An 18,662-nucleotide genomic window follows, 5' to 3' on the forward strand; every position below is an offset into this window, starting at 1 on the left:
CAACGAAAGTCCGCCATGTACGAGCTGTCCCGGGTCCGTCTCTACTCCATCGGACCCGCCGGTGCGCGCTACGCCGACACCGTGCTGGACCTGCGCGGAGTGGGCGCGCCGGTGCCCTCCCCCGCGCCCGCGCAGGCGGAGTTCTTCGAGGAGGAGCCGGTCGGCCCGCCGCGCCGCCCCGCCCCCGCCGGCGTGCTCTTCCTGGAGAACGGCGGCGGCAAGTCCGTCCTGCTCAAGCTGATCTTCTCGGTCATGCTGCCGGGCCACCGCAACACCCTGGGCGGCGCCAGCTCCGGCGTGCTGCGCAAGTTCCTCCTCGCCGACGACTGCGGCCACGTCGCCCTGGAGTGGCAGCACGTCCTGACCGGCGAGTCCATCGTCGTCGGCAAGGTCAGCGAGTGGCGCGGCCGCCAGGTCTCCAACGACCCGCGCAAGTTCGCCGAGGCGTGGTACTCCTTCCGCCCCGGCCCCGGCCTCAGCCTGGACTCGCTGCCCGTCGCCGAGTCCACCGCCATGCGGCCCACGGCCGACGGCGCCTCCGGCGCGCGCGGCCGCCGCCGCACCATGAAGGGCTTCCGCGACGCCCTCACCGAGGCCGGCAAGGCGTACCCCAACCTGGACGTGGTGTGGGAGGAGATCCACGAGCGCTGGAACGAACACCTCGGCGAGCTCGGCCTGGACCCGGAGCTCTTCCGCTACCAGCGCGAGATGAACGCCGACGAGGGAGAGGCCGCCGGCCTCTTCGCCGTCAAGAACGACTCCGACTTCACCGACCTGCTGCTGCGCGCCGTCACCGACACCCGCGACACCGACGGCCTCGCCGACCTCGTGCACGGTTTCGCCCACAAGCTGGGCCGGCGGGCCGAGCTGACCGCCGAGCGCGACTTCACCGCCGGCTCCCTCGACCTGCTCTCCCGCATCGGCGAGGCCGGCGGCCGTCGCGAGCAGGCCCGCGGCGTGCACGCCGCCGCCGAGCGCCGCACCCGCGCCCTGGCCCGCAGCCTCTCCGGGCGCGGCGCCGAGGAGCGCGGCCGGGCCGCCGAGCTGGCCGAGCAGGTCGCCGCCGCCGCGCACGCCGTCACCGACGCCGAGTCCGAGCGCGGCCGCCACTCCCTGGTCGCCGCCGAGCTCGCCTACCGCCACGCCTCCCTGGCCCTGGCCGCCGCGGAGAAGGCCGCCGCCGCCCAGCGCCGCGAGCTCAACGACGCCCGTACGCTGCACTCCGCCTGGCAGGCCGCCGAGACCGTGCTGCGGCACCGCGCCGCCGCCGACCGCTCCGCGCGCGTGGCCGCCGCCATCCACGAGGCCGAGCGGGACGCCGCCCCGGCGCTCGCGGCCCGCTCCCAGGCCGCCACCGAGCTCGTCCGCGCCCTCAACGCCGCCGCCGAGGAGGGCGAGCGGCTGGCCAACGAGCACGAGGAACGTTCCGCCGTCCTGCAGGAGACCGGCGAGGCCGCCCACCGCGACGCCACCGCCGCCGCCACCGAGGCGCAGCGCGCCCGCAGCGAGGCCGGGCACCTGCGCCAGCGCCTGGCCGAGGTCGAGCAGGAGACCGCCGAGGCGGTCCGCGCCGGCTGGCTCGACGACAGCGCCCCCGACGCCGACCCGGCCCGCGCCGCGCTCGCTGCCAGCGACGCCGAGAAGCCCGCCGTGGCCGCGTACGAATCGGCCCGCGAGGCGGCCCGCCGGGCAGCCGAGCGGGCCAAGGAGACGGCCGCCGCCGAGACCCGCGCCGAGCTGTCCGCGGCCCGCGCCTCCGACGCCGCCACGGCCGCCGAGTCGGCCTACGAGGCCGAGCGCCGCGCCGCCGAGTCGATCGCCTCCGACCAGCGCGTCGTCGAACTCCTGGGCCTGCCGCAGGCCCCGGCCGCCAGCCGGCTGCCGGCGCAGCGCACCGCGGGCCAGACCTGGCGCGGCAGCGCCCCGGACGCCCCGGCGGCCCTCGCTGCGGCCGGTGACGGCGCGGACGGCCGGCTCACCGCCGAGGACCTCGACCGCAGCGCCGACGCGCTGCGCGAGCTGCTCGACGAGAACGTGGCCGCCGCCGAGCGGCACCTGTTCGAGCTGCGCACCGCCGCCGCCGACGACTCCCGCATCCTGGGCGCACTCGGCGACGGCGGCCTGCTGCCGCCCAGCCCCGACGTGCTGGCCGCCGTCGAGTACCTCGGCGAGCACGGCATTCCCGCGCTGCCCGGCTGGCGCTACCTCGCCCAGTCCGTCGACCCCGCCGACCACGCGGCCGTCCTCGCGGCCCGCCCCGAGCTCGTCGACGGCGTCGTCATCACCGACGCCGGCTCCCACGCCCGTGCCCGCGAGGTGCTCGGCGCGGCCTCCCTGCTGCCCCGCTCCGCGGTCGCCGTCGGCACCGCCGCCGCCCTTCTGGCGCCCGCCCCGGCGGCCGGCGCGCAGGACGGGGGCGTCTTCCTCGTGCCGCCGAACCCCGCCATGCACGACGAGCGCGCCGCCGACGAGGAGCGGCACGCGCTGCGCGAGCGCGCCATGGCCCGGGACGAGGAGATCCGCACCATGGCGGGCCGGCTGGCCGGCGACCGCACGCTCGCCGCCCGGCTCGCGTCCTGGCGCGCCGGCTGCCCCGAGGGCGCCCTCGCCGAGCTGGCCGCGGAGGCCGGCCGCTGCCGCGGCCTGGCGGACGCCGCGCAGGAAGCCCTCGCCGAGGCCCGCACGGCCCGCGCCGAGGCCGACGAGATCGCCGCCGAGACGGCCCGGGTGCGCGACGAGCGGCAGGAGACCGCCCAGCGCGCCCGCCGGGTCGCCGACGCCCTCGCCGGTCTCGCCTACCGGCTGCGCGAGCGCGCCAACTGGCAGACCAGGCTGCGCGAGCTCGCCGAGGAGGCCGCGGAGAGCGAGGAGCGCGCGGCGGCGTGCGTGGACCGCGCCCGCGCCGCCGACGAGGACCGCCGCGCCGCCCAGCGTGCGGGCGACGACGCCCGCCGCACGGCCCGCGCCCTGCGCGCCGAGCGCGCCGAGATCGCCGGCGCCCCGGACGACGTGCCCGAGGGCACCGAGCCGCCCACCGCCTCGCTGCCCGCCCTGCGCGAGGCGCACCGCGCCGCCTCGCAGCTCTACGAGAAGGTCGGCGTCGGCGCCGACCTGCGCGCCGAACAGGCCCGCGCCGAGAGCGACGAGAGCGCCGCCCGCGCCGAGCTCGACCGCCTCACCAACAAGGTCCGCACCCGCGCCGCCCAGCTCCTGGAGGGCACCGACGGCGCCGACGGGCCCTCCCGCCAGGCCGCCGCCGCCCGCGCCGAATCGCTCGTGCAGATGCTGGAGACGCGCGCGTCCACGGCCAGCGAGCAGCTCGGCCGGCTGCGCGGCGAGGCCGAGCGGCTGGCCCCGGCCGAGGGCGACGCCCACACCGAGCTCCCCGAGGAGCTGGTGCCCGCGGACGCCGACCGGGCCAAGGAGCTGCTGCGCACCGCCACCACCGAGCTGGCCGCCCGCACCGACGCCCTGGAGAACGCCCGCCGGGCCCACGGCGACCTGCTGCGCGCCCACCGCGCCGCGGAGGACGCCGCCACCGGCTTCGACGACACGGCGGCCCTCCTGCGCGACCTGCTGCGCGACAACGCCCCGGAGGAGGACGCCGAGCAGTCCGAGCCCTACAGCGGGACGCTGGAGGAGGCCCGGCAGGCCGCCGCCGAGGCCCGGCGCTCCCTGCGCGGCTGCGCGGGTGACCTGTCGGCGGCGGAGACGGCGGTGCGCGAGGCGAGCGACGTGCTCGTACGCCACGCCAACTCCACCCGCTACGAGCAGGTGCGCACCCCCGCCCGCCAGCAGATCCGCGAACTGCCCGCCGCGGCCCTGCCGGAGCACGCCACCGCCTGGGCCGAGGCGTTCGCGCCCCGGCTGCGGGTGCTGACCGACGAGCTGGAGCAGCTGGAGCGCAACCGCGACAGCATCGTCGACCGGCTGCGCGGCCTGGTGGAGTCCTCGCTGACCACCCTGCGATCCGCACAGCGCCTGTCGCGGCTGCCCGAGGGGCTGGGGGAGTGGTCGGGCCAGGAGTTCCTGCGCATCCGCTTCGAGGACCCCGACCAGTCCACGCTCACCGAGCGGCTCGGCGAGGTCATCGACGAGGCCACCCGCTCCGCCGTCAAGAAGAACTCCGACCTGCGCCGCGACGGCATGTCGCTGCTGCTGCGCGGCGTGCAGGCGGCGCTGCTGCCGCGCGGCGTGGCCGTGGAGATCCTCAAGCCCGACGCGGTGCTGCGCGCCGAGCGCGTGCCGGTCCGGCAGATGGGCGACGTGTTCTCCGGCGGCCAGCTGCTGACCGCCGCCATCGCGCTGTACTGCACCATGGCGGCGCTGCGCAGCAACGACCGCGGCCGCGACAAGCAGCGGCACGCGGGCACGCTGTTCCTCGACAACCCCATCGGCCGCGCCAACGCCACGTACCTGCTGGAGCTCCAGCGGGCCGTCGCCGACGCGCTGGGCGTCCAGCTGCTGTACACCACCGGCCTGTTCGACACCACGGCGCTGGCGGAGTTCCCGCTGGTCATCCGGCTGCGCAACGACGCGGACCTGCGGGCGGGGCTGAAGTACATCAGCGTCGAGGAGCACCTGCGGCCGGGCCTTCCGCAGACGCGGACCGGTGAGGACGGGGCGGCCGAGAAGGTGCACGGAGAGATCACGGCCACGCGGATGTTCCGCCGGCCCGTGGAGGAGGACAGCGGCCCGGCGGGGCCGGTGCCGGCCGGGGTGTAGCGCCCGGGCGGCCGCGCTATGTCCCCTGGCGCACCGTCAGGGGTAGCGCGGCCGCCGGATCCGGCGCGCCTCGCGCGCCGTGCTGCTCGGCGCGGACACCACGCCGTGCCGCTGCAGCCACACCTGACGGGTCACCCAGACGTCGAGCACCGCCCACGTCGCGGCGACCGTGCACGCGACCGCGCACAGCACCGCGGGGAAGGCGAACCAGGACCCGGTGAGCGCGAGCAGTATCGCGACCATGGTCTGAATGAGCGTCACGGCGACGATGAGGAACGCCCGCACGGCGGACGTCCGCACGGGATCGGGCATCCGCGGCCTGCGGGCCGGCTCCTCGACCCACAACGGCCTGCGGGCGTACGACCTGACGTCGCGGTCCTGGTCCATGGCGGCTCACCTCCCCCAGTGGCTGCCCAAGGGTCCGTCTCCCCAGGAGAAGAGCGAACAATGACCCCCAAAGGTTCCCTCCCGGAGGGGTAATCCGGCCAGACCCCCGTCCGTCGGCCGTACTGGCCTTCGAGCCGCGTACCCCGCAGTAGTAGGCTCACGCCGCGTTACTGTCGGAAGACCACCCCCGTGCGCCGGGGCTGACGGAGGGGAGGCCATGCGCTTGCGCGGGAAGTCGATCCGCCGGAAGATCGTGGCGCTGCTGCTGGTGCCACTGGTGTCCCTGACGGGGCTGTGGGCCTTCGCCACCGTCATCACCGGCAGCGAGGCCCTCCGGCTGCTGTCCGTCGGCGACGTGATGCGGAAGGTTGGCTTCCCGGCCGAGGACATGGTGCGCGCCCTGCAGAAGGAGCGCCGCCAGACCATGGTCTACCTCGCCGACCCCCGTCGCGCCGACGCCCTGGCCGAGCTGCGCGAGCGGCAGCGCGCCACCGACAGGATGGTCACTTCCTTCCGCTCGCGGGTCGGCGACGATGCGCGCGACGACGTGCCGGCCGAGGCGGCGAATCGTTTCCGCGCCATCGAGAAGACCCTCGACGGCATCGAGGGCCTGCGCCGCAAGGTCGAGGACAACACCGTCACCCGCTACAGCGCGCTGCAGTCCTTCAACGAACTCGTCGACCCCTACTACGACTTCCTCGGCAGCCTCAGCGCCCTCAAGGACGCCGGCATGGACCGGCAGGGGCGCGCCCTGGTCGGCATCGCCCGCGCCCGCGAGGCCCTCTCCCGCGAGGACGCCCTGCTCGCCGCCGCGCTCGCCGCGGGCAGCATGAGCCGGCAGGACCTGCGCGCCTTCTCCGACCGCGTGGCCGAGCGCAAGATCCTCTACACCACCCACCTGGCCGTCCTGTCCGACGCCGACCAGAAGGCGTTCGACGACTACTGGCGCGGTGCCGGAGCGGACGCGCTGCGCTCCGCCGAGGACACCGTCATCCTCGCCGGCGCCGCCCGGGCCCCCCACGTCATCGACGCCCAGCGCTGGAAGGCCACCGCCACCCCCGTCCTGGACGACCTCGGCCGGATGGGCACCGAGACCGCCGAACGCTTCGGCGAGCGGGTGCGGCCCGCCGCCGTCGGCGTGCTCTCCAAGGCCGCGGCCGCCGGCGTCCTGGGCCTCGCCGCCCTCGTCTGCTCGCTCGTCATCTCCCTGCGCGTCGGCCGCGGCCTCGTCCGCGACCTGCGCCGGCTGCGCAAGGAGGCCCACGAGATGTCCGGTGTCCGGCTGCCCGCCGTCATGCGCCGCCTCGCCGCGGGGGAGCACGTCGACGTCGACGCCGAGGCCCCCCGCCGCGAGCGCGGCTCCGACGAGCTCGGCCAGGTCGGCCAGGCCCTCGACACGCTCCAGCGCGCCGCCGTCGAGGCCGCCGTCAAACAGGCCGACATGCGCCGCGGCGTCTCCGACGTCTTCGTCAACCTCGCCCGCCGCAGCCAGGTGCTGCTGCACCGTCAGCTCACCCTGCTGGACACCATGGAGCGGCGCACCGAGGACACCGACGAACTCGCCGACCTCTTCCGCCTCGACCACCTCACCACCCGCATGCGCCGCCACGCCGAGGGCCTGGTCATCCTCTCCGGCGCGGCCCCCTCCCGGCAGTGGCGCAAACCCATCCAGCTGATGGACGTCGTCCGCGCGGCGGTCGGCGAGGTCGAGGCGTACGAACGCATCGAGGTGCGCCGCCTGCCGCGCCTCGCCCTCAACGGCCCCGCCGTCGCCGACCTCACCCACCTCCTGGCCGAGCTGCTGGAGAACGCCACCGTCTTCTCCCCGCCGCACACCACCGTCCAGGTCGTCGGCGAACGGGTCTCCAACGGGTTCACGCTCGAAATCCACGACCGCGGCCTCGGACTGACCCCCGACGCGCTGCTGGAGGCCAACCTGCGCCTCGCCGAGACCCCCGAGTTCGAGCTGTCCGACACCGACCGGCTGGGCCTGTTCGTCGTCAGCCGGCTCGCCCAGCGCCAGGGCGTCCGCGTCTCGCTGCAGCCCTCCCCGTACGGCGGCACCACGGCCGTCGTCCTCATTCCTTCCCTGCTGCTCACCGACACCCTGCCGCTCGGCGGGGGCCGCCCGGGCGGCGACGACACCGGCGGCCTGCCCCTGCCCCACCGCAGGACGGGCCCCGGACGCCCGGCGCCCGGCGGGAAGACGGCAGCGGAACCCGCCGCCGTGCGCCCGCTCGACGGCGGGCCGGGCGAGCAGCACCACCAGGCGCCCGACGGCCCCGACCCCGACCGCACCCCGCCCGGCGGCCTTCCCCGCCGGGTGCGCCAGGCCAGCCTCGTACCGCAGCTGAAGGAGGGCCCGGCCGCGCGCACCCGGCCCGTGCCCGACCCGGCCGGCCCCGGCGACGACCGCGACGCCGAGGAGGTGCGCGCCAGGATGGCGGCCATGCAGCGCGGCTGGCAGCGCGGGCGCGAGCAGGGCGAGGCGCCGGGGCACCATGACGTGACGAACTCACAGAGCACAACCGCACCAGGAACAACATTTGAGGGGGACGGTCGATGACCGCACCGAAGGCCGTGATACGCAACGCTCCGTCGGCCACGGGCCGGCAGGCCGGCGGCACGGGTGAGCTCAACTGGCTCCTCGACGAACTCGTCGAGCGCGTCGGCAGCATCAGCAAGGCGCTCGTCCTGTCCAGCGACGGCCTGGCCACCGGCAGCTCCGAGGGGCTCACCCGCGAGGACGCCGAGCACCTGGCCGCCGTCGCCTCCGGCTTCCACAGCCTCGCCAAGGGCGTGGGCCGGCACTTCGACGCGGGCGGGGTCCGCCAGACCATGGTCGAACTGGACCAGGCGTTCCTGTTCGTCACCGCCGCGGGCGACGGCAGCTGTCTGGCCGTCCTGGCCGACGCCGACTCCGACATCGGCCAGGTCGCCTACGAGATGACGCTGCTCGTCAAGCGGGTGGGCACGCACCTGGCCACCGCTCCGCGGGCCGGCGTCGCCGACGAGTGACGGGCGGCATGACCGGAGACCCCGCGCACGAGGCCCGCTGGTACGACGACGCGGCGGGCCCCGTGGTCCGCCCGTACGCCATGACCCGCGGCCGCACCCGCAGCCGGGCCGAGGAGCGGCTCGACCTGATCGCGCTCGTCGTCGCCGAGGACTTCCTGGTCGCCCACCCCGGCGGGGCCCACGCCATCGCCGACCGGACCCTGTCACCGGAACACCTCGACATCGCCGAGCTCGCCCTGGACGAACCGCGGTCCATCGCGGAGCTGGCCGCCGACCTGGACCTCCCGGTCGGCGTCGTGCGCGTCCTGGTCGGCGACCTCATCGACGCCGGCTACGTCAAGGTCTCCCGCCCGGTCCCGCCCGCGGAGCTGCCCGACGCCGGCATCCTGCGCGAGGTGATCGCCGGCCTGCGGGCGCTGTGAGCGGCCACCGGAGCCGGCGGACCGGCCGGCTCCGGCCAAGGGGCCGGACGGGGGTTGTCGAGGTGACCGTCCTTGCGGAACGATCACTACCACGGGGGGAGCGCGATGCCGCACTGACCCTGAATCGGAGGAATTTCCCATGGTGTTCGGGCGCACTGACCGCCGCACACGGCCCACGGTCACCCCGGTGGCCCTCAAGCTCCTGGTCGCCGGCGGCTTCGGCGTCGGCAAGACCACCCTCGTCGGCGCCATCAGCGAGATCAAGCCGCTGCGCACCGAGGAACTGCTGACCGAGGCGGGCCGGCCGGTGGACGACACCTCCGGCGTCGAGGCCAAGCGCACCACCACCGTCGCCATGGACTTCGGCCGCATCACCCTGCGCGACGACCTCGTCCTCTACCTCTTCGGCACCCCCGGCCAGGACCGCTTCTGGTTCCTGTGGGACGAGCTGGCGCAGGGCGCCCTCGGCGCGGTCGTCCTGGCCGACACCCGGCGGCTGGCCGACTGCTTCGCCGCCGTCGACTACTTCGAGCGGCGCGGCATCGCCTTCACCCTCGCCGTCAACTGCTTCGACGGAGCGGTCCGCTACCCCGAGGAGGCCGTGCGCGACGCGCTCGACCTGGACCCCGAGGTGCCCGTCATCCTGTGCGACGCCCGCGACCGCGAGTCCGTCAAGCACGTCCTGGTCTCCGTGGTCGAGCACGCCCTGACCGCCGGGACCGAGGAGCGCCGGCCCGCGGCCGTATGAGCGGCCCGCCCCGCAGCGCCGTCGGCGGTGGCGTCAGCGCACGGGGAAGTCGAAGTAAGTGGCCGGATAGGGCTCGTCCCGCAGCGTGTAGTGCCACCACTCCTCGGGCAGGTTCACCAGCCCCGCCCGCTCCATCGCGGACTTCAGCACCAGCCGGTTCGCGCGCTGGCGGCCCGTGATCCGCGGATCGAGGGTGTGCGACAGCGTGTCGAAGCAGTCGAAGCCCGTCCCCATGTCGACCGAGTTGTCGGGAAACCGCTCGGCGCGCGGAGCGAAGCACGGCACGAGCGGCTCACCGGGCACGTACGGGCGCGTCGGCCGGGCCGGCAGCCGCACGATCGTCAGGTCCACCGTGCTTCCCCTGCTGTGGCCGGACTTCGCCGCGATGTACCCGTCCTCGAACAGCCGCGACTTCTCCACCCGTGGATAGAACTCCGCCTTCATCCGCACGTCCGCCAGGTCCTTGGCCCAGGCCACGAAGTCGTTCACCGCGCGCTGCGGCCGGTAGCAGTCGTACACCTTCAGCGTGTATCCCTCCCGCAGGAGCGCGCGCTGCGCCCGGCGCAGCGCCTCGGCGGCCGGGCGGGTCAGCAGGCAGCGGGGCCGCTCGTAGCCGGCGACGCGGTGGCCGGTGAAGTTGTGCGGCGTGATGTAGCGCATCTCCTGAAGGATCGTCGGGTCCACCTCGGCGAGCGCCACGAACCCCGGCGGCCGCTGCGGCCCGGATCCCGTACCCGGCGCGGCGGCCGCGGCACCGGGGGCGGACGCGACGACGGCGAGCACGGCCGACGGCAGCACCAGCACGCGCAGGGACGACACGCGCCGCACGGACGCGCGCCGCACAGGTATGCGCCGCACGGACACGCGCAGAGGTAACGCGCGCAGAGGTAGCGCACGCAGGAGGAACGCGCGAAGAAGAACGCAGAGTCTCGGCATGACCCCACCGGATACCACCCGGCGGGCCACCGCGGAAGAGGGACGACGCCCGCCCCTCAGCCGCGCATCCGCACCGGATACCCCACCTCGGACGCCCCCTCCTGCTCGACCGTCACCACCCCGCCCCGCCACCGCGTCGTCAAACGCACCACCTCCGGCCGCTCCCAGCCGTCGCCCGCATCCGTGATCAGCACCCCGCCCCCCGTACGCCCCGCGGCCGGCGCCCACACCTCCAGCTCCACCGCCCCGTCGGCACCCGCCACCGGCACCACCGACCCCGCCCGTGCCAGCACCGGGATCCGCGACAGGGGCGCGTCCAGCAGCACCTGCCCCGGCCCCTCGTGCGCCCGCCCCGTCGCCGTGTCGTACCACCGCCCCCGCGGCAGCCGCACCGCCCGCTGGTCCGCACCCCGCTCCAGCACCGGCGCCACCAGCAGCGAATCCCCCAGCAGGAACGCGTCCTCGCAGTCCCGCAGCGCCCGGTCGTCCGGCGAGCGCCACCACACCGGCCGCACGTACGGTGCCCCCGTCCGGTGCGCCAGGTGCGACAGCGTCACGAAATAGGGCAGCAGCCGCTCCCGCTCCCGCAGCGCCGCCCCCGTGTGCTCCAGCACCTCCGCCCCGAACTCCCACGGCTCCCGCCGCCCCGCCGACATCGCCGCATGCGTGCGGAACAGGGGCAGGTACGCACCCAGCTGGAACCACCGCACGAACAGCTCCGGCGACGGAAAACCGGTGAAGCCCCCCACGTCCGGCCCCGAGTACGGCACCCCGCACAGCCCCAGCCCCAGCACCAGCGCCAGCGACGCCCGCAACCCCGGCCACCCCGTCGTCACGTCCCCCGACCACGTGCCCCCGTAGCGCTGCATGCCCGCCCACCCCGACCGCGAGAAGACGAACGGCCGCTCCTCGGGCCGCAGCTCGCACAGGCCCTCGTAGCCCGCCCGCGCCATCGACAGCCCGTACACGTTGTGCGCCTCGCGATGGTCACCACCGCGCCCCTCCAGCACGTGCCGGGCCGAACGCGGCAGCGTCGGGTCCCCGAACGCCGCGAACGACACCGGCTCGTTCATGTCGTGCCACACCCCGGAGAAGCCCTGCACCAGCCGCTCCGCGTACAGCCCGCCCCACCACGCACGCACCTTCGGGTCGGTGAAGTCGGGGAAGACCGACTCACCCGGCCACACCTCCCCCCGCACCCGGTGTCCCCGGGCGTCCCGCACGAACGCATCCGCCTCGCACCCGCTCTCGTACACCTCCAGCCCCGGCTCGGCCTTCACCGCCGGGTCCACGATCGACACCAGCCGCACGCCCTCCCGCCGCAGGTCCGCGGCCAGCCCCGGCAGATCGGGGAACCGCTCCCGGTCCACGGTGAACACCCGGTGCCCCCGGTAGTGGTCGATGTCCAGGTGCACCGCCGACAGCGCAAGCCCGCGCTCCCGGTAACCGGCCACCACCCGCCGCACCTCCCGCTCACTGCCGAACCCCCACCGCGCGTGCTGGTACCCCAGCGCCCAGGAAGGCGGCAGCGCGGCCGCACCTGTCAGCTGTGCCCAGCCGTGCAGCACCCGCGCCGGAGTGCCCACCAGCACCCAGTAGCGCAGCGGACCCCCCTCCATCCGCACCTCGCAGCGCCCCGGTCGGTCGTGCCCCGACCCCGCACCCTCCTCGCCCTCCCACAACGTCACCCGGCCGTCCCAGGTGTTGTCGTGGAACGCCAGGTGCGTCCCCGCGTCCGCCACCACCAGCTGCACCGGCATCGTGATGTACAGCGGGTCGTCCCCCGGCTCGAACGCGCCCCCCGGATCGGTGTTCCACAGCCGGTACGCACCGTCCCGCAGCCGCGGCCCCGCCGCCCGCCCGCCCAGCCCGAAGAACCGGGCGTCCGCCGCCACCTCCGACCGCTGCACCCAGCGAGCGTCCCCCTCCGCCCCGGCCGCCGGCTCCCACCAGCGCGGCGGCAGCTCACGCCGCAGCACCATCCCGCCCGGCGTGCGCACCTCCACCCCGCCGTGCCGGGACACCACCACCAGCACCCGCTCGGACACCACCCGCCAGCCGCCGTCCGTGTCCGGCTCCAGCACCGCCCGCTCGTCCACCTCCGGCCCCGGCCGCGCCAGCGCGTACGACGGCTCCGGCCCCGCCCCGTCCCAGCCGCAGAACACCGCACCCCCCGCCGCCACCCGCACCCGCAGCGACGACCGCGCGAACCGCACCACCCCGCCCCCCGGCTCCGGATCCGCCCCCTCCGCCAGCCCCGGCACCCGCGCCCGCTGCGCCCCCGGCCGCGGCAGCCCCAGCGCGTCCGCCCGCCGCCGACGCCACGCCGACCGCACGGACCGCAGCCCCTGCGTGCTCCCGGCCGCCCGCAACGCCGCCATCCACTTCACCGACCGCACAAGGTCACCCGCGTCCATGCCGCTCACCCTGCCACCGTCCCCGACCCGCCCGTGCGCCGTTCAACCGCCGTTCACCCGCAGGACCCGCGCCACCGCCTCACGGTGTGACACGACACCCCTGGTGCGGGAGTCGATCACATGGCATCGTCCTGGTCAGCCGTGTCCCGTGCCACCCCGCCCGGCCCACGGCGCCGCCCACGACGCGTAGAGCCCGGGAGCAGCCGAGATGACCACCGCACCGCAGCCCGTCGACCCGCCGCAGCCCCTGTGGAGCCCCGGCGAGGACCGCATCGCCCGCGCGCAGGTCACCCGCTTCCACGCCTGGGCCGCCGAACGGCACGGCGCCCCCGCCCCCGTGCCCGGCGACCCCGTCGCCGGCTACGCGGCCCTGCACCGCTGGTCGGTGGAGCGGACCGAGCCCTTCTGGCAGGCCGTCACCGAATGGTGCGACGTCCGCTTCTCCACCCCCTACGAGCGCGTCCTCGCCGATGCCGCCATGCCCGGCGCCCGCTGGTTCCCCGGCGCCACCCTCAACTACGCCGAACACGCCCTGCGCACCGCCGAGGACCCTGCGCGAGCCGACGAGCCCGCCCTCCTGCATGTCGACGAGACCCACGAACCGGTCCCCGTCACCTGGGCCGTGCTGCGCGGCCAGGTGGGCGCCCTCGCCGCCGAGCTGCGCCGCCTCGGCGTCCGCCCCGGCGACCGCATCAGCGGCTACCTGCCCAACATCCCCCAGGCCGTCGTCGCCCTCCTCGCCACCGCGGCCGTCGGCGGCGTGTGGACCTCCTGCGCCCCCGACTTCGGCGCCCGCAGCGTCCTGGACCGCTTCCAGCAGGTCGAACCCACCGTCCTGTTCACCGTCGACGGCTACCACTACGGCGGCAAGCGCCACGAACGCGCCGACGTCGTCGGCGAGCTGCGCGCCGGCCTCCCCACGCTGCGCGCCGTCGTCCACATCCCGCTGCTCGGCACCCCCGCCCCCGAGGGCGCGCTGGAGTGGGACGCGCTGACCGCGCACCCCACCGAGCCCGTCTTCGAACAGCTGCCCTTCGACCACCCCCTGTGGGTGCTCTACTCCTCCGGCACCACCGGCCTGCCCAAGGCCATCGTCCAGTCCCAGGGCGGCATCCTCGTCGAACACCTCAAGCAGCTCGCCCTGCACTGCGACCTCGGCCCCGGCGACCGCTTCTTCTGGTACACGTCCACCGGCTGGATGATGTGGAACTTCCTCGTCTCCGGCCTCCTGGTCGGCTCCACCGTCGTCCTCTACGACGGGAGCCCCGGCCACCCCGACACCGCCGCCCAGTGGCGCATCGCCGAACGCACCGGAGCCACCCTCTTCGGCACCTCCGCCGCCTACGTGATGGCCTGCCGCAAGGCAGGGGTCCGTCCCGGCCGCGACTTCGACCTCTCCCGCGTCCAGTGCGTCGCCACCACCGGCTCCCCGCTGCCGCCCGACGGCTTCCGCTGGATCCACGACGAATTCCACCAGGAGGCGGGGGGCGACATGTGGATCGCGTCGGTGAGCGGCGGCACGGACGTCTGCAGCTGCTTCGCCGGCGCCGTCCCCACCCTGCCCGTGTACATCGGCGAGCTCCAGGCCCCCTGCCTCGGCACGGACCTGCAGGCGTGGGACGCCCAGGGCAAGCCCGTCGTCGACGAGGTCGGGGAACTCGTCGTCACCGCCCCCATGCCCTCCATGCCCCTCCACTTCTGGAACGACCCGGACGGCAGCCGCTACCACGACAGCTACTTCGAGATGTTCCCCGGCGTGTGGCGGCACGGCGACTGGATCACCCTCACCTCGCGCGGCACCGTCGTCATCCACGGGCGCTCCGACTCCACCCTCAACCGGCAGGGCGTCCGCATGGGCTCCGCCGACATCTACGAGGCCGTCGAGCGCCTGCCCGAGATCCGCGAATCCCTCGTCATCGGGGTCGAACGGCCCGACGGCGGCTACTGGATGCCGCTCTTCGTCCACCTCGCACCCGGCGCCTCGCTGGACGATGCACTGCTCGACCGCATCAAGCGCACCATCCGTGAGCAGCTCTCCCCCCGCCACGTGCCCGACGAGGTCATCGAGGTCCCCGCCATCCCGCACACCCTCACCGGCAAGCGCATCGAGGTCCCCGTCAAGCGCCTCCTGCAGGGCGCTCCGCTGGAGAAGGCGGTCAACCCCGGATCCGTCGACAACGCCGAACTCCTCGGCTTCTACGAGCAGCTCGCACGCGAGCGCGGCTAGGGGCGATCGCCGCAGGTCACGGCGGACTGTCAGTGACCCCCCTTACGGTGAGTGAGCATCGGTCACCGATCGGTCACCGATCACTCGCACTGAGGGGGAACTCATGGCGCACACCGACAACGGCCGGCGGCGGCTGACCGCACGCCGCAGGCTGCGCACGGAGACACCGAGCACCGTGGCCGTCCTGGCCGACGAAAAGGACTTCGCCGCCATGCGGCGCTACACGAGCTTCCTCTTCGACGACCACGCCGACTACCTGCGGGACGTCGACGGGCTGCTGCGGTCCCTGGCCGCCCGGGGCACGTACACCAGCGTCGCTCTCTTCGACCCCGTCGACTACGAGGAATACTGCACCGACCTGCACCTCGACCCCGACACCGCGGCCAGCCGCACCCGCTACACCGCCGAGGTCGCCGCCACGGGCGCCACCGTCGCCTACGACGGCCGGCCCCTCGCCGGCCTGCTGCCCCGCCTCATCGACGAGGCCGAGCAGCAGGCCACGTGGGAGTACGCCTCGGCCCTGCTCGCCCGCGGCGGCGACTGCACCTCCTGCGGCGAGGACCTCGGCCGGGCGGCGTTCGCCCTGGCCTCCCGGGCCCTGCGACGGATCACCGAAGCCGTGGGGGAGGGCGGACACCACCTCGTCTGCAGCGTCCAGGCCGACGGCGACGCACCCCTGGTCGCGGTGCTCCGCACCACCTGCGGCAAGGACGGCCGGCTGCACCTGGCGGAAGCGGAGGCCCTGGTCTTCTGCACCGTCCTCGCCGCGGGCATCGTCACCGACCGCCACGGCGGCGTCGTCCTGCGCACCACCCGGCCCGGCAGCCCCGACACCGTGCGGGGCTGGGCCCTGAAGGACGGCGGGCTGCGTCCCCTGACCGAAGCGGAGGTCTTCGCCGCCTACTGCACCGACGCCGCGACCGGCGAGCCCGTACCCCCGGAGCCGGGCGTCGAGTACCGCGCGGGCATCCCGCTCGACGGACAACCCGACGGGGAAGGGGAGACGCAGGACGCGTAAGGGCACATAAAGGGGGAGGGGGTGTCCCCGCCCACGGGCGGGGACACCCCCTCACATCACCTGCGCCTCAGGCACACCGGCTCACTCGCCGGACAGCACCGCCTGCGCAGCCAGACGGGCCTCATCGGCCGAGTCCGTGGCACGGGCGGCAGCCGCGGCACGCTCGCACTGCGCCAGCGTGTGCTTGGCCAGCGTGGCACGCACGTAGGGGATCGACGCGGCGCCCATGGACAGGCTCGTCACTCCCAGACCGGTCAGCACGCACGCCAGCAGCGGGTCCGACGCGGCCTCACCGCACACACCACAGCTCTTGCCCTCGGCCTTGGCGGCCTCGGCCGACGCGGCGATCAGGTCGAGCAGCGCCGGCTGCCACGGGTCCTGCAGCCGCGACACCGCACCGACCTGACGGTCGGCGGCAAAGGTGTACTGCGCCAGGTCGTTCGTCCCCAGCGACAGGAACTCGACCTCCTGCAGGATCGAACGGGCCCGCAGCGCGGCGGAGGGGATCTCCACCATCGCGCCGAACTTCGCCTGCAGCCCGGCCTCACGGCACGCGTCCGCGAACGCCTTGGCATCGGTCCGGTCCGCCACCATCGGAGCCATGACCTCAAGGTAGACCGGCAGCCCCTCGGCAGCCTTGGCCAGCGCGGTCAGCTGCGTGCGCAGCACCTCCGGGTGGTCCAGCAGCGTCCGCAGGCCGCGCACGCCCAGCGCCGGGTTGGGCTCGTCCGCCGGAGTCAGGAAGTCCAGCGGCTTGTCCGCGCCCGCGTCCAGCACCCGCACGACCACACGGCCCTCGGGGAACGCCTCCAGCACCTTGCGGTACGCCTCGATCTGCTTGGCCTCGGACGGCGCCTTCGCACTGTCGTCCAGGAACAGGAACTCGGTACGGAACAGGCCCACGCCCTCCGCACCGGCCTCCACCGCGGCCGGCACGTCCGCGGGACCGCCGACGTTCGCCAGCAGCGGCACCTTGTGTCCGTCGGACGTCGCGCCCGGGCCGGACGACGCGGCCAGCGCGGCCTTGCGCGCCTCGGCCGCCTTCGTCAGCTCGGCCCGCTTCTCCTCGCTCGGGTCGACGAAGATGTCACCGGTGCTGCCGTCCACGGCCACCACCGTGCCCTCGGCAAGCTCCCCGGCACCCGGCAGCGCCACCACGGCCGGCACCCCGAGCGCACGCGCCAGGATGGCGCTGTGGCTGGTCGGCCCGCCCTCCTCGGTCACGAAGCCCAGCACAAGCGTCGGGTCCAGCAGCGCCGTGTCGGCGGGAGCGAGGTCCCGGGCGATCAGCACATAGGGCTCGTCGCTGTCCGGCACACCCGGCATCGGCACGCCCAGCAGGCGCGCGACGATGCGGTTGCGCACGTCGTCGAGGTCGGCCACCCGGCCCGCCAGGTACTCGCCGGCGTTGGCGAGCAGCGCGCGATAGGCGGCGAAGGCGTCGTACACCGCACGCTCGGCGGTGCTGCCGACGGTGATGCGCCGTTCGACGTCGGCCATCAGCTCGGGGTCCTGGGCCATCATGGCCTGGGCCTCCAGCACGTGCTGGGCCTCGCCACCGGCCAGGTTGCCGCGCGCGATGAGGTCGGCGGCGACGGCCTCGACGGCCTGGCGCGCACGCCCCTGTTCGCGCGGCGCCTCGTCCGTCGGGATCTGCTTGGCCGGCGGTTCCAGAACCGCCGTGCCCATGTGCCGCACCTCGCCGATCGCCACACCGTGGCTCACGCCGACGCCTCGCAGCGTTGTCTCCATTTCACCCGTCTCCGGTTGGATGCGGCGGGTCGTGTCCGCCGCAGTGGATGTCGTACGTGCCGTCGTCATCCGCGACGGCTCCAGGTCACTGCAGGTGAAACGTCACTGCCAGGTGAAGAGGGAGTCGCCCGCCTTGAGGTCGCCGTCCTCACGGACGTCGCCCAGGGCGTCGGCGGTGGCCTCAAGCGCCACGATCGGGCAGATCGGCGACTTGCCGGCCTCCTCGACGGCGACCGGGTTCCAGCGCACGACGTCCTGGCCGCGGGTGACGGTGTCGCCCTTGTTGACGAGCAGCTCGAAGCCCTCGCCGTTGAGCTGGACGGTGTCGATGCCGAGGTGCGTCAGCACGCCGTGGCCCTCGCCGTCGACGACGACGAAAGCGTGCGGGTGGAGCGAAACGATGACACCGTCGACGGGGGAGACCGCGGTGGCGGGCTCACGCACGGGGTCGATGGCGGTACCGGGTCCCACCATCGCGCCGGAGAAGACCGGATCGGGCACTGCCGCGAGTCCGATGGCGCGTCCGGCGATCGGGGACGACACGGTGGTCATGGGAAGCCTCCCAGAGGTGGAGAATCATCACGCGCCGTCACTACCTGTCCTGGACGGCGCACTGGTCGGAAGCCTAAGTCATAGGAACTGAGGATTCCGCACGAGCGTGCGCGCGGGGAGCCGTGTGCGGTGCGTAATCGATTTGCCTCGTGTGAGCGGGACATGTACTGTCAGTTCCCTGCCCACGACCGAGGCCCGCAGTCAACTGCAGGCGAGGCGGAGGGCGGCACTCCATCGGATAAGATCCTTTCCCGGATCCGCTTCGTTGTGTCTGCATGCATGTGTGTGCGGAAAACGAGCGGTAAAGGGGCCGGAAAACTCCTGATAGAGTGGTGGAACACCGAAGGGAAGCGCCCGGAGGAAAGCCCAGCAAATATTGCTGCGGTGAGTACAAAGGAAGCGTCCGTTCCTTGAGAACTCAACAGCGTGCCAAAAGTCAACGCCAGATATGTTGACACCC

At 74.5% G+C, this 18,662-nt stretch carries 12 protein-coding genes; 7 read left to right on the forward strand and 5 right to left on the reverse strand.

Features of this window, described 5'->3' with window-relative positions; all coding sequences use genetic code 11:
• Nucleotides 1-15: 15 nt before the first annotated feature.
• On the forward strand, nucleotides 16-4,725 hold the full coding sequence (locus tag IE182_RS08960; RefSeq protein WP_190109127.1) for a coiled-coil domain-containing protein: 4,710 nt from the start codon (nucleotides 16-18) through the stop codon (nucleotides 4,723-4,725).
• A gap of 36 nt (nucleotides 4,726-4,761) precedes the next feature.
• Here IE182_RS08960 and IE182_RS08965 read toward each other — a convergent pair whose 3' ends face one another.
• Nucleotides 4,762-5,112 (reverse strand): hypothetical protein, encoded by a 351-nt coding sequence (locus IE182_RS08965; protein ID WP_190109128.1) that lies wholly within the window; start codon nucleotides 5,110-5,112, stop codon nucleotides 4,762-4,764.
• A gap of 217 nt (nucleotides 5,113-5,329) precedes the next feature.
• On the opposite strand from IE182_RS08965, the gene IE182_RS08970 reads away from it, so the two are divergent.
• The 4 genes from IE182_RS08970 to IE182_RS08985 all read left to right on the forward strand — a co-directional run bounded on the left by IE182_RS08970 (nucleotide 5,330) and on the right by IE182_RS08985 (nucleotide 9,300).
• Entirely contained in the window at nucleotides 5,330-7,678 is a 2,349-nt protein-coding gene (locus IE182_RS08970) for a sensor histidine kinase (RefSeq protein WP_190109129.1), read from the forward strand.
• Entirely contained in the window at nucleotides 7,675-8,130 is a 456-nt protein-coding gene (locus IE182_RS08975; protein WP_190109130.1) for a roadblock/LC7 domain-containing protein, read from the forward strand. Before IE182_RS08970 ends, IE182_RS08975 begins: the two co-directional genes overlap by 4 nt.
• An 8-nt stretch (nucleotides 8,131-8,138) precedes the next feature.
• Nucleotides 8,139-8,552, forward strand: a complete 414-nt coding sequence (locus tag IE182_RS08980; protein WP_190109131.1) for a DUF742 domain-containing protein — start codon at nucleotides 8,139-8,141, stop codon at nucleotides 8,550-8,552.
• Nucleotides 8,553-8,691: 139 nt separating this feature from the next.
• The gene (locus IE182_RS08985) at nucleotides 8,692-9,300 is read left to right on the forward strand and encodes a GTP-binding protein (protein ID WP_190109132.1); all 609 of its coding nucleotides are present in this window, start codon (nucleotides 8,692-8,694) and stop codon (nucleotides 9,298-9,300) included.
• A 33-nt stretch (nucleotides 9,301-9,333) separates the two neighbouring features.
• On the opposite strand, the gene IE182_RS08990 is transcribed toward IE182_RS08985, so the two are convergent.
• On the reverse strand, nucleotides 9,334-10,119 hold the full coding sequence (locus IE182_RS08990) for a M15 family metallopeptidase (RefSeq protein ID WP_373303522.1): 786 nt from the start codon (nucleotides 10,117-10,119) through the stop codon (nucleotides 9,334-9,336).
• A 173-nt stretch (nucleotides 10,120-10,292) separates the two neighbouring features.
• Entirely contained in the window at nucleotides 10,293-12,653 is a 2,361-nt protein-coding gene (locus tag IE182_RS08995) for a glycoside hydrolase family 31 protein (RefSeq protein WP_190109134.1), read from the reverse strand.
• Between the two features lie 208 nt (nucleotides 12,654-12,861).
• On the opposite strand from IE182_RS08995, the gene IE182_RS09000 reads away from it, so the two are divergent.
• On the forward strand, nucleotides 12,862-14,880 hold the full coding sequence (locus tag IE182_RS09000; RefSeq protein ID WP_190109135.1) for an acetoacetate--CoA ligase: 2,019 nt from the start codon (nucleotides 12,862-12,864) through the stop codon (nucleotides 14,878-14,880).
• A 103-nt stretch (nucleotides 14,881-14,983) separates the two neighbouring features.
• Nucleotides 14,984-15,898 (forward strand): DUF8829 domain-containing protein, encoded by a 915-nt coding sequence (locus IE182_RS09005; protein WP_190109136.1) that lies wholly within the window; start codon nucleotides 14,984-14,986, stop codon nucleotides 15,896-15,898.
• Nucleotides 15,899-15,979: 81 nt separating this feature from the next.
• On the opposite strand, the gene ptsP is transcribed toward IE182_RS09005, so the two are convergent.
• Nucleotides 15,980-17,650: a phosphoenolpyruvate--protein phosphotransferase gene (ptsP, locus tag IE182_RS09010; RefSeq protein WP_190109137.1), complete on the reverse strand. Its 1,671-nt coding sequence runs from the start codon at nucleotides 17,648-17,650 to the stop codon at nucleotides 15,980-15,982.
• 102 nt (nucleotides 17,651-17,752) lie between these two features.
• Nucleotides 17,753-18,202: a PTS sugar transporter subunit IIA gene (locus IE182_RS09015; RefSeq protein WP_190109138.1), complete on the reverse strand. Its 450-nt coding sequence runs from the start codon at nucleotides 18,200-18,202 to the stop codon at nucleotides 17,753-17,755.
• Nucleotides 18,203-18,662 lie beyond the last annotated feature (460 nt).

This window comes from Streptomyces cinnamoneus (assembly GCF_014650495.1).
GTDB lineage: Bacteria > Actinomycetota > Actinomycetes > Streptomycetales > Streptomycetaceae > Streptomyces > Streptomyces cinnamoneus.

What these genes read in the sequence shown, in the direction of transcription:
- IE182_RS08960 (WP_190109127.1), top strand. Translation starts at nt 16, where the DNA reads ATGTACGAGCTGTCCCGGGTCCGTCTCTACTCCATCGGACCCGCCGGT.
- IE182_RS08965 (WP_190109128.1), bottom strand. Translation starts at nt 5,112, where the DNA reads ATGGACCAGGACCGCGACGTCAGGTCGTACGCCCGCAGGCCGTTGTGG.
- IE182_RS08970 (WP_190109129.1), top strand. Translation starts at nt 5,330, where the DNA reads ATGCGCTTGCGCGGGAAGTCGATCCGCCGGAAGATCGTGGCGCTGCTG.
- IE182_RS08975 (WP_190109130.1), top strand. Translation starts at nt 7,675, where the DNA reads ATGACCGCACCGAAGGCCGTGATACGCAACGCTCCGTCGGCCACGGGC.
- IE182_RS08980 (WP_190109131.1), top strand. Translation starts at nt 8,139, where the DNA reads ATGACCGGAGACCCCGCGCACGAGGCCCGCTGGTACGACGACGCGGCG.
- IE182_RS08985 (WP_190109132.1), top strand. Translation starts at nt 8,692, where the DNA reads ATGGTGTTCGGGCGCACTGACCGCCGCACACGGCCCACGGTCACCCCG.
- IE182_RS08995 (WP_190109134.1), bottom strand. Translation starts at nt 12,653, where the DNA reads ATGGACGCGGGTGACCTTGTGCGGTCGGTGAAGTGGATGGCGGCGTTG.
- IE182_RS09000 (WP_190109135.1), top strand. Translation starts at nt 12,862, where the DNA reads ATGACCACCGCACCGCAGCCCGTCGACCCGCCGCAGCCCCTGTGGAGC.
- IE182_RS09005 (WP_190109136.1), top strand. Translation starts at nt 14,984, where the DNA reads ATGGCGCACACCGACAACGGCCGGCGGCGGCTGACCGCACGCCGCAGG.
- ptsP (WP_190109137.1), bottom strand. Translation starts at nt 17,650, where the DNA reads ATGGAGACAACGCTGCGAGGCGTCGGCGTGAGCCACGGTGTGGCGATC.
- IE182_RS09015 (WP_190109138.1), bottom strand. Translation starts at nt 18,202, where the DNA reads ATGACCACCGTGTCGTCCCCGATCGCCGGACGCGCCATCGGACTCGCG.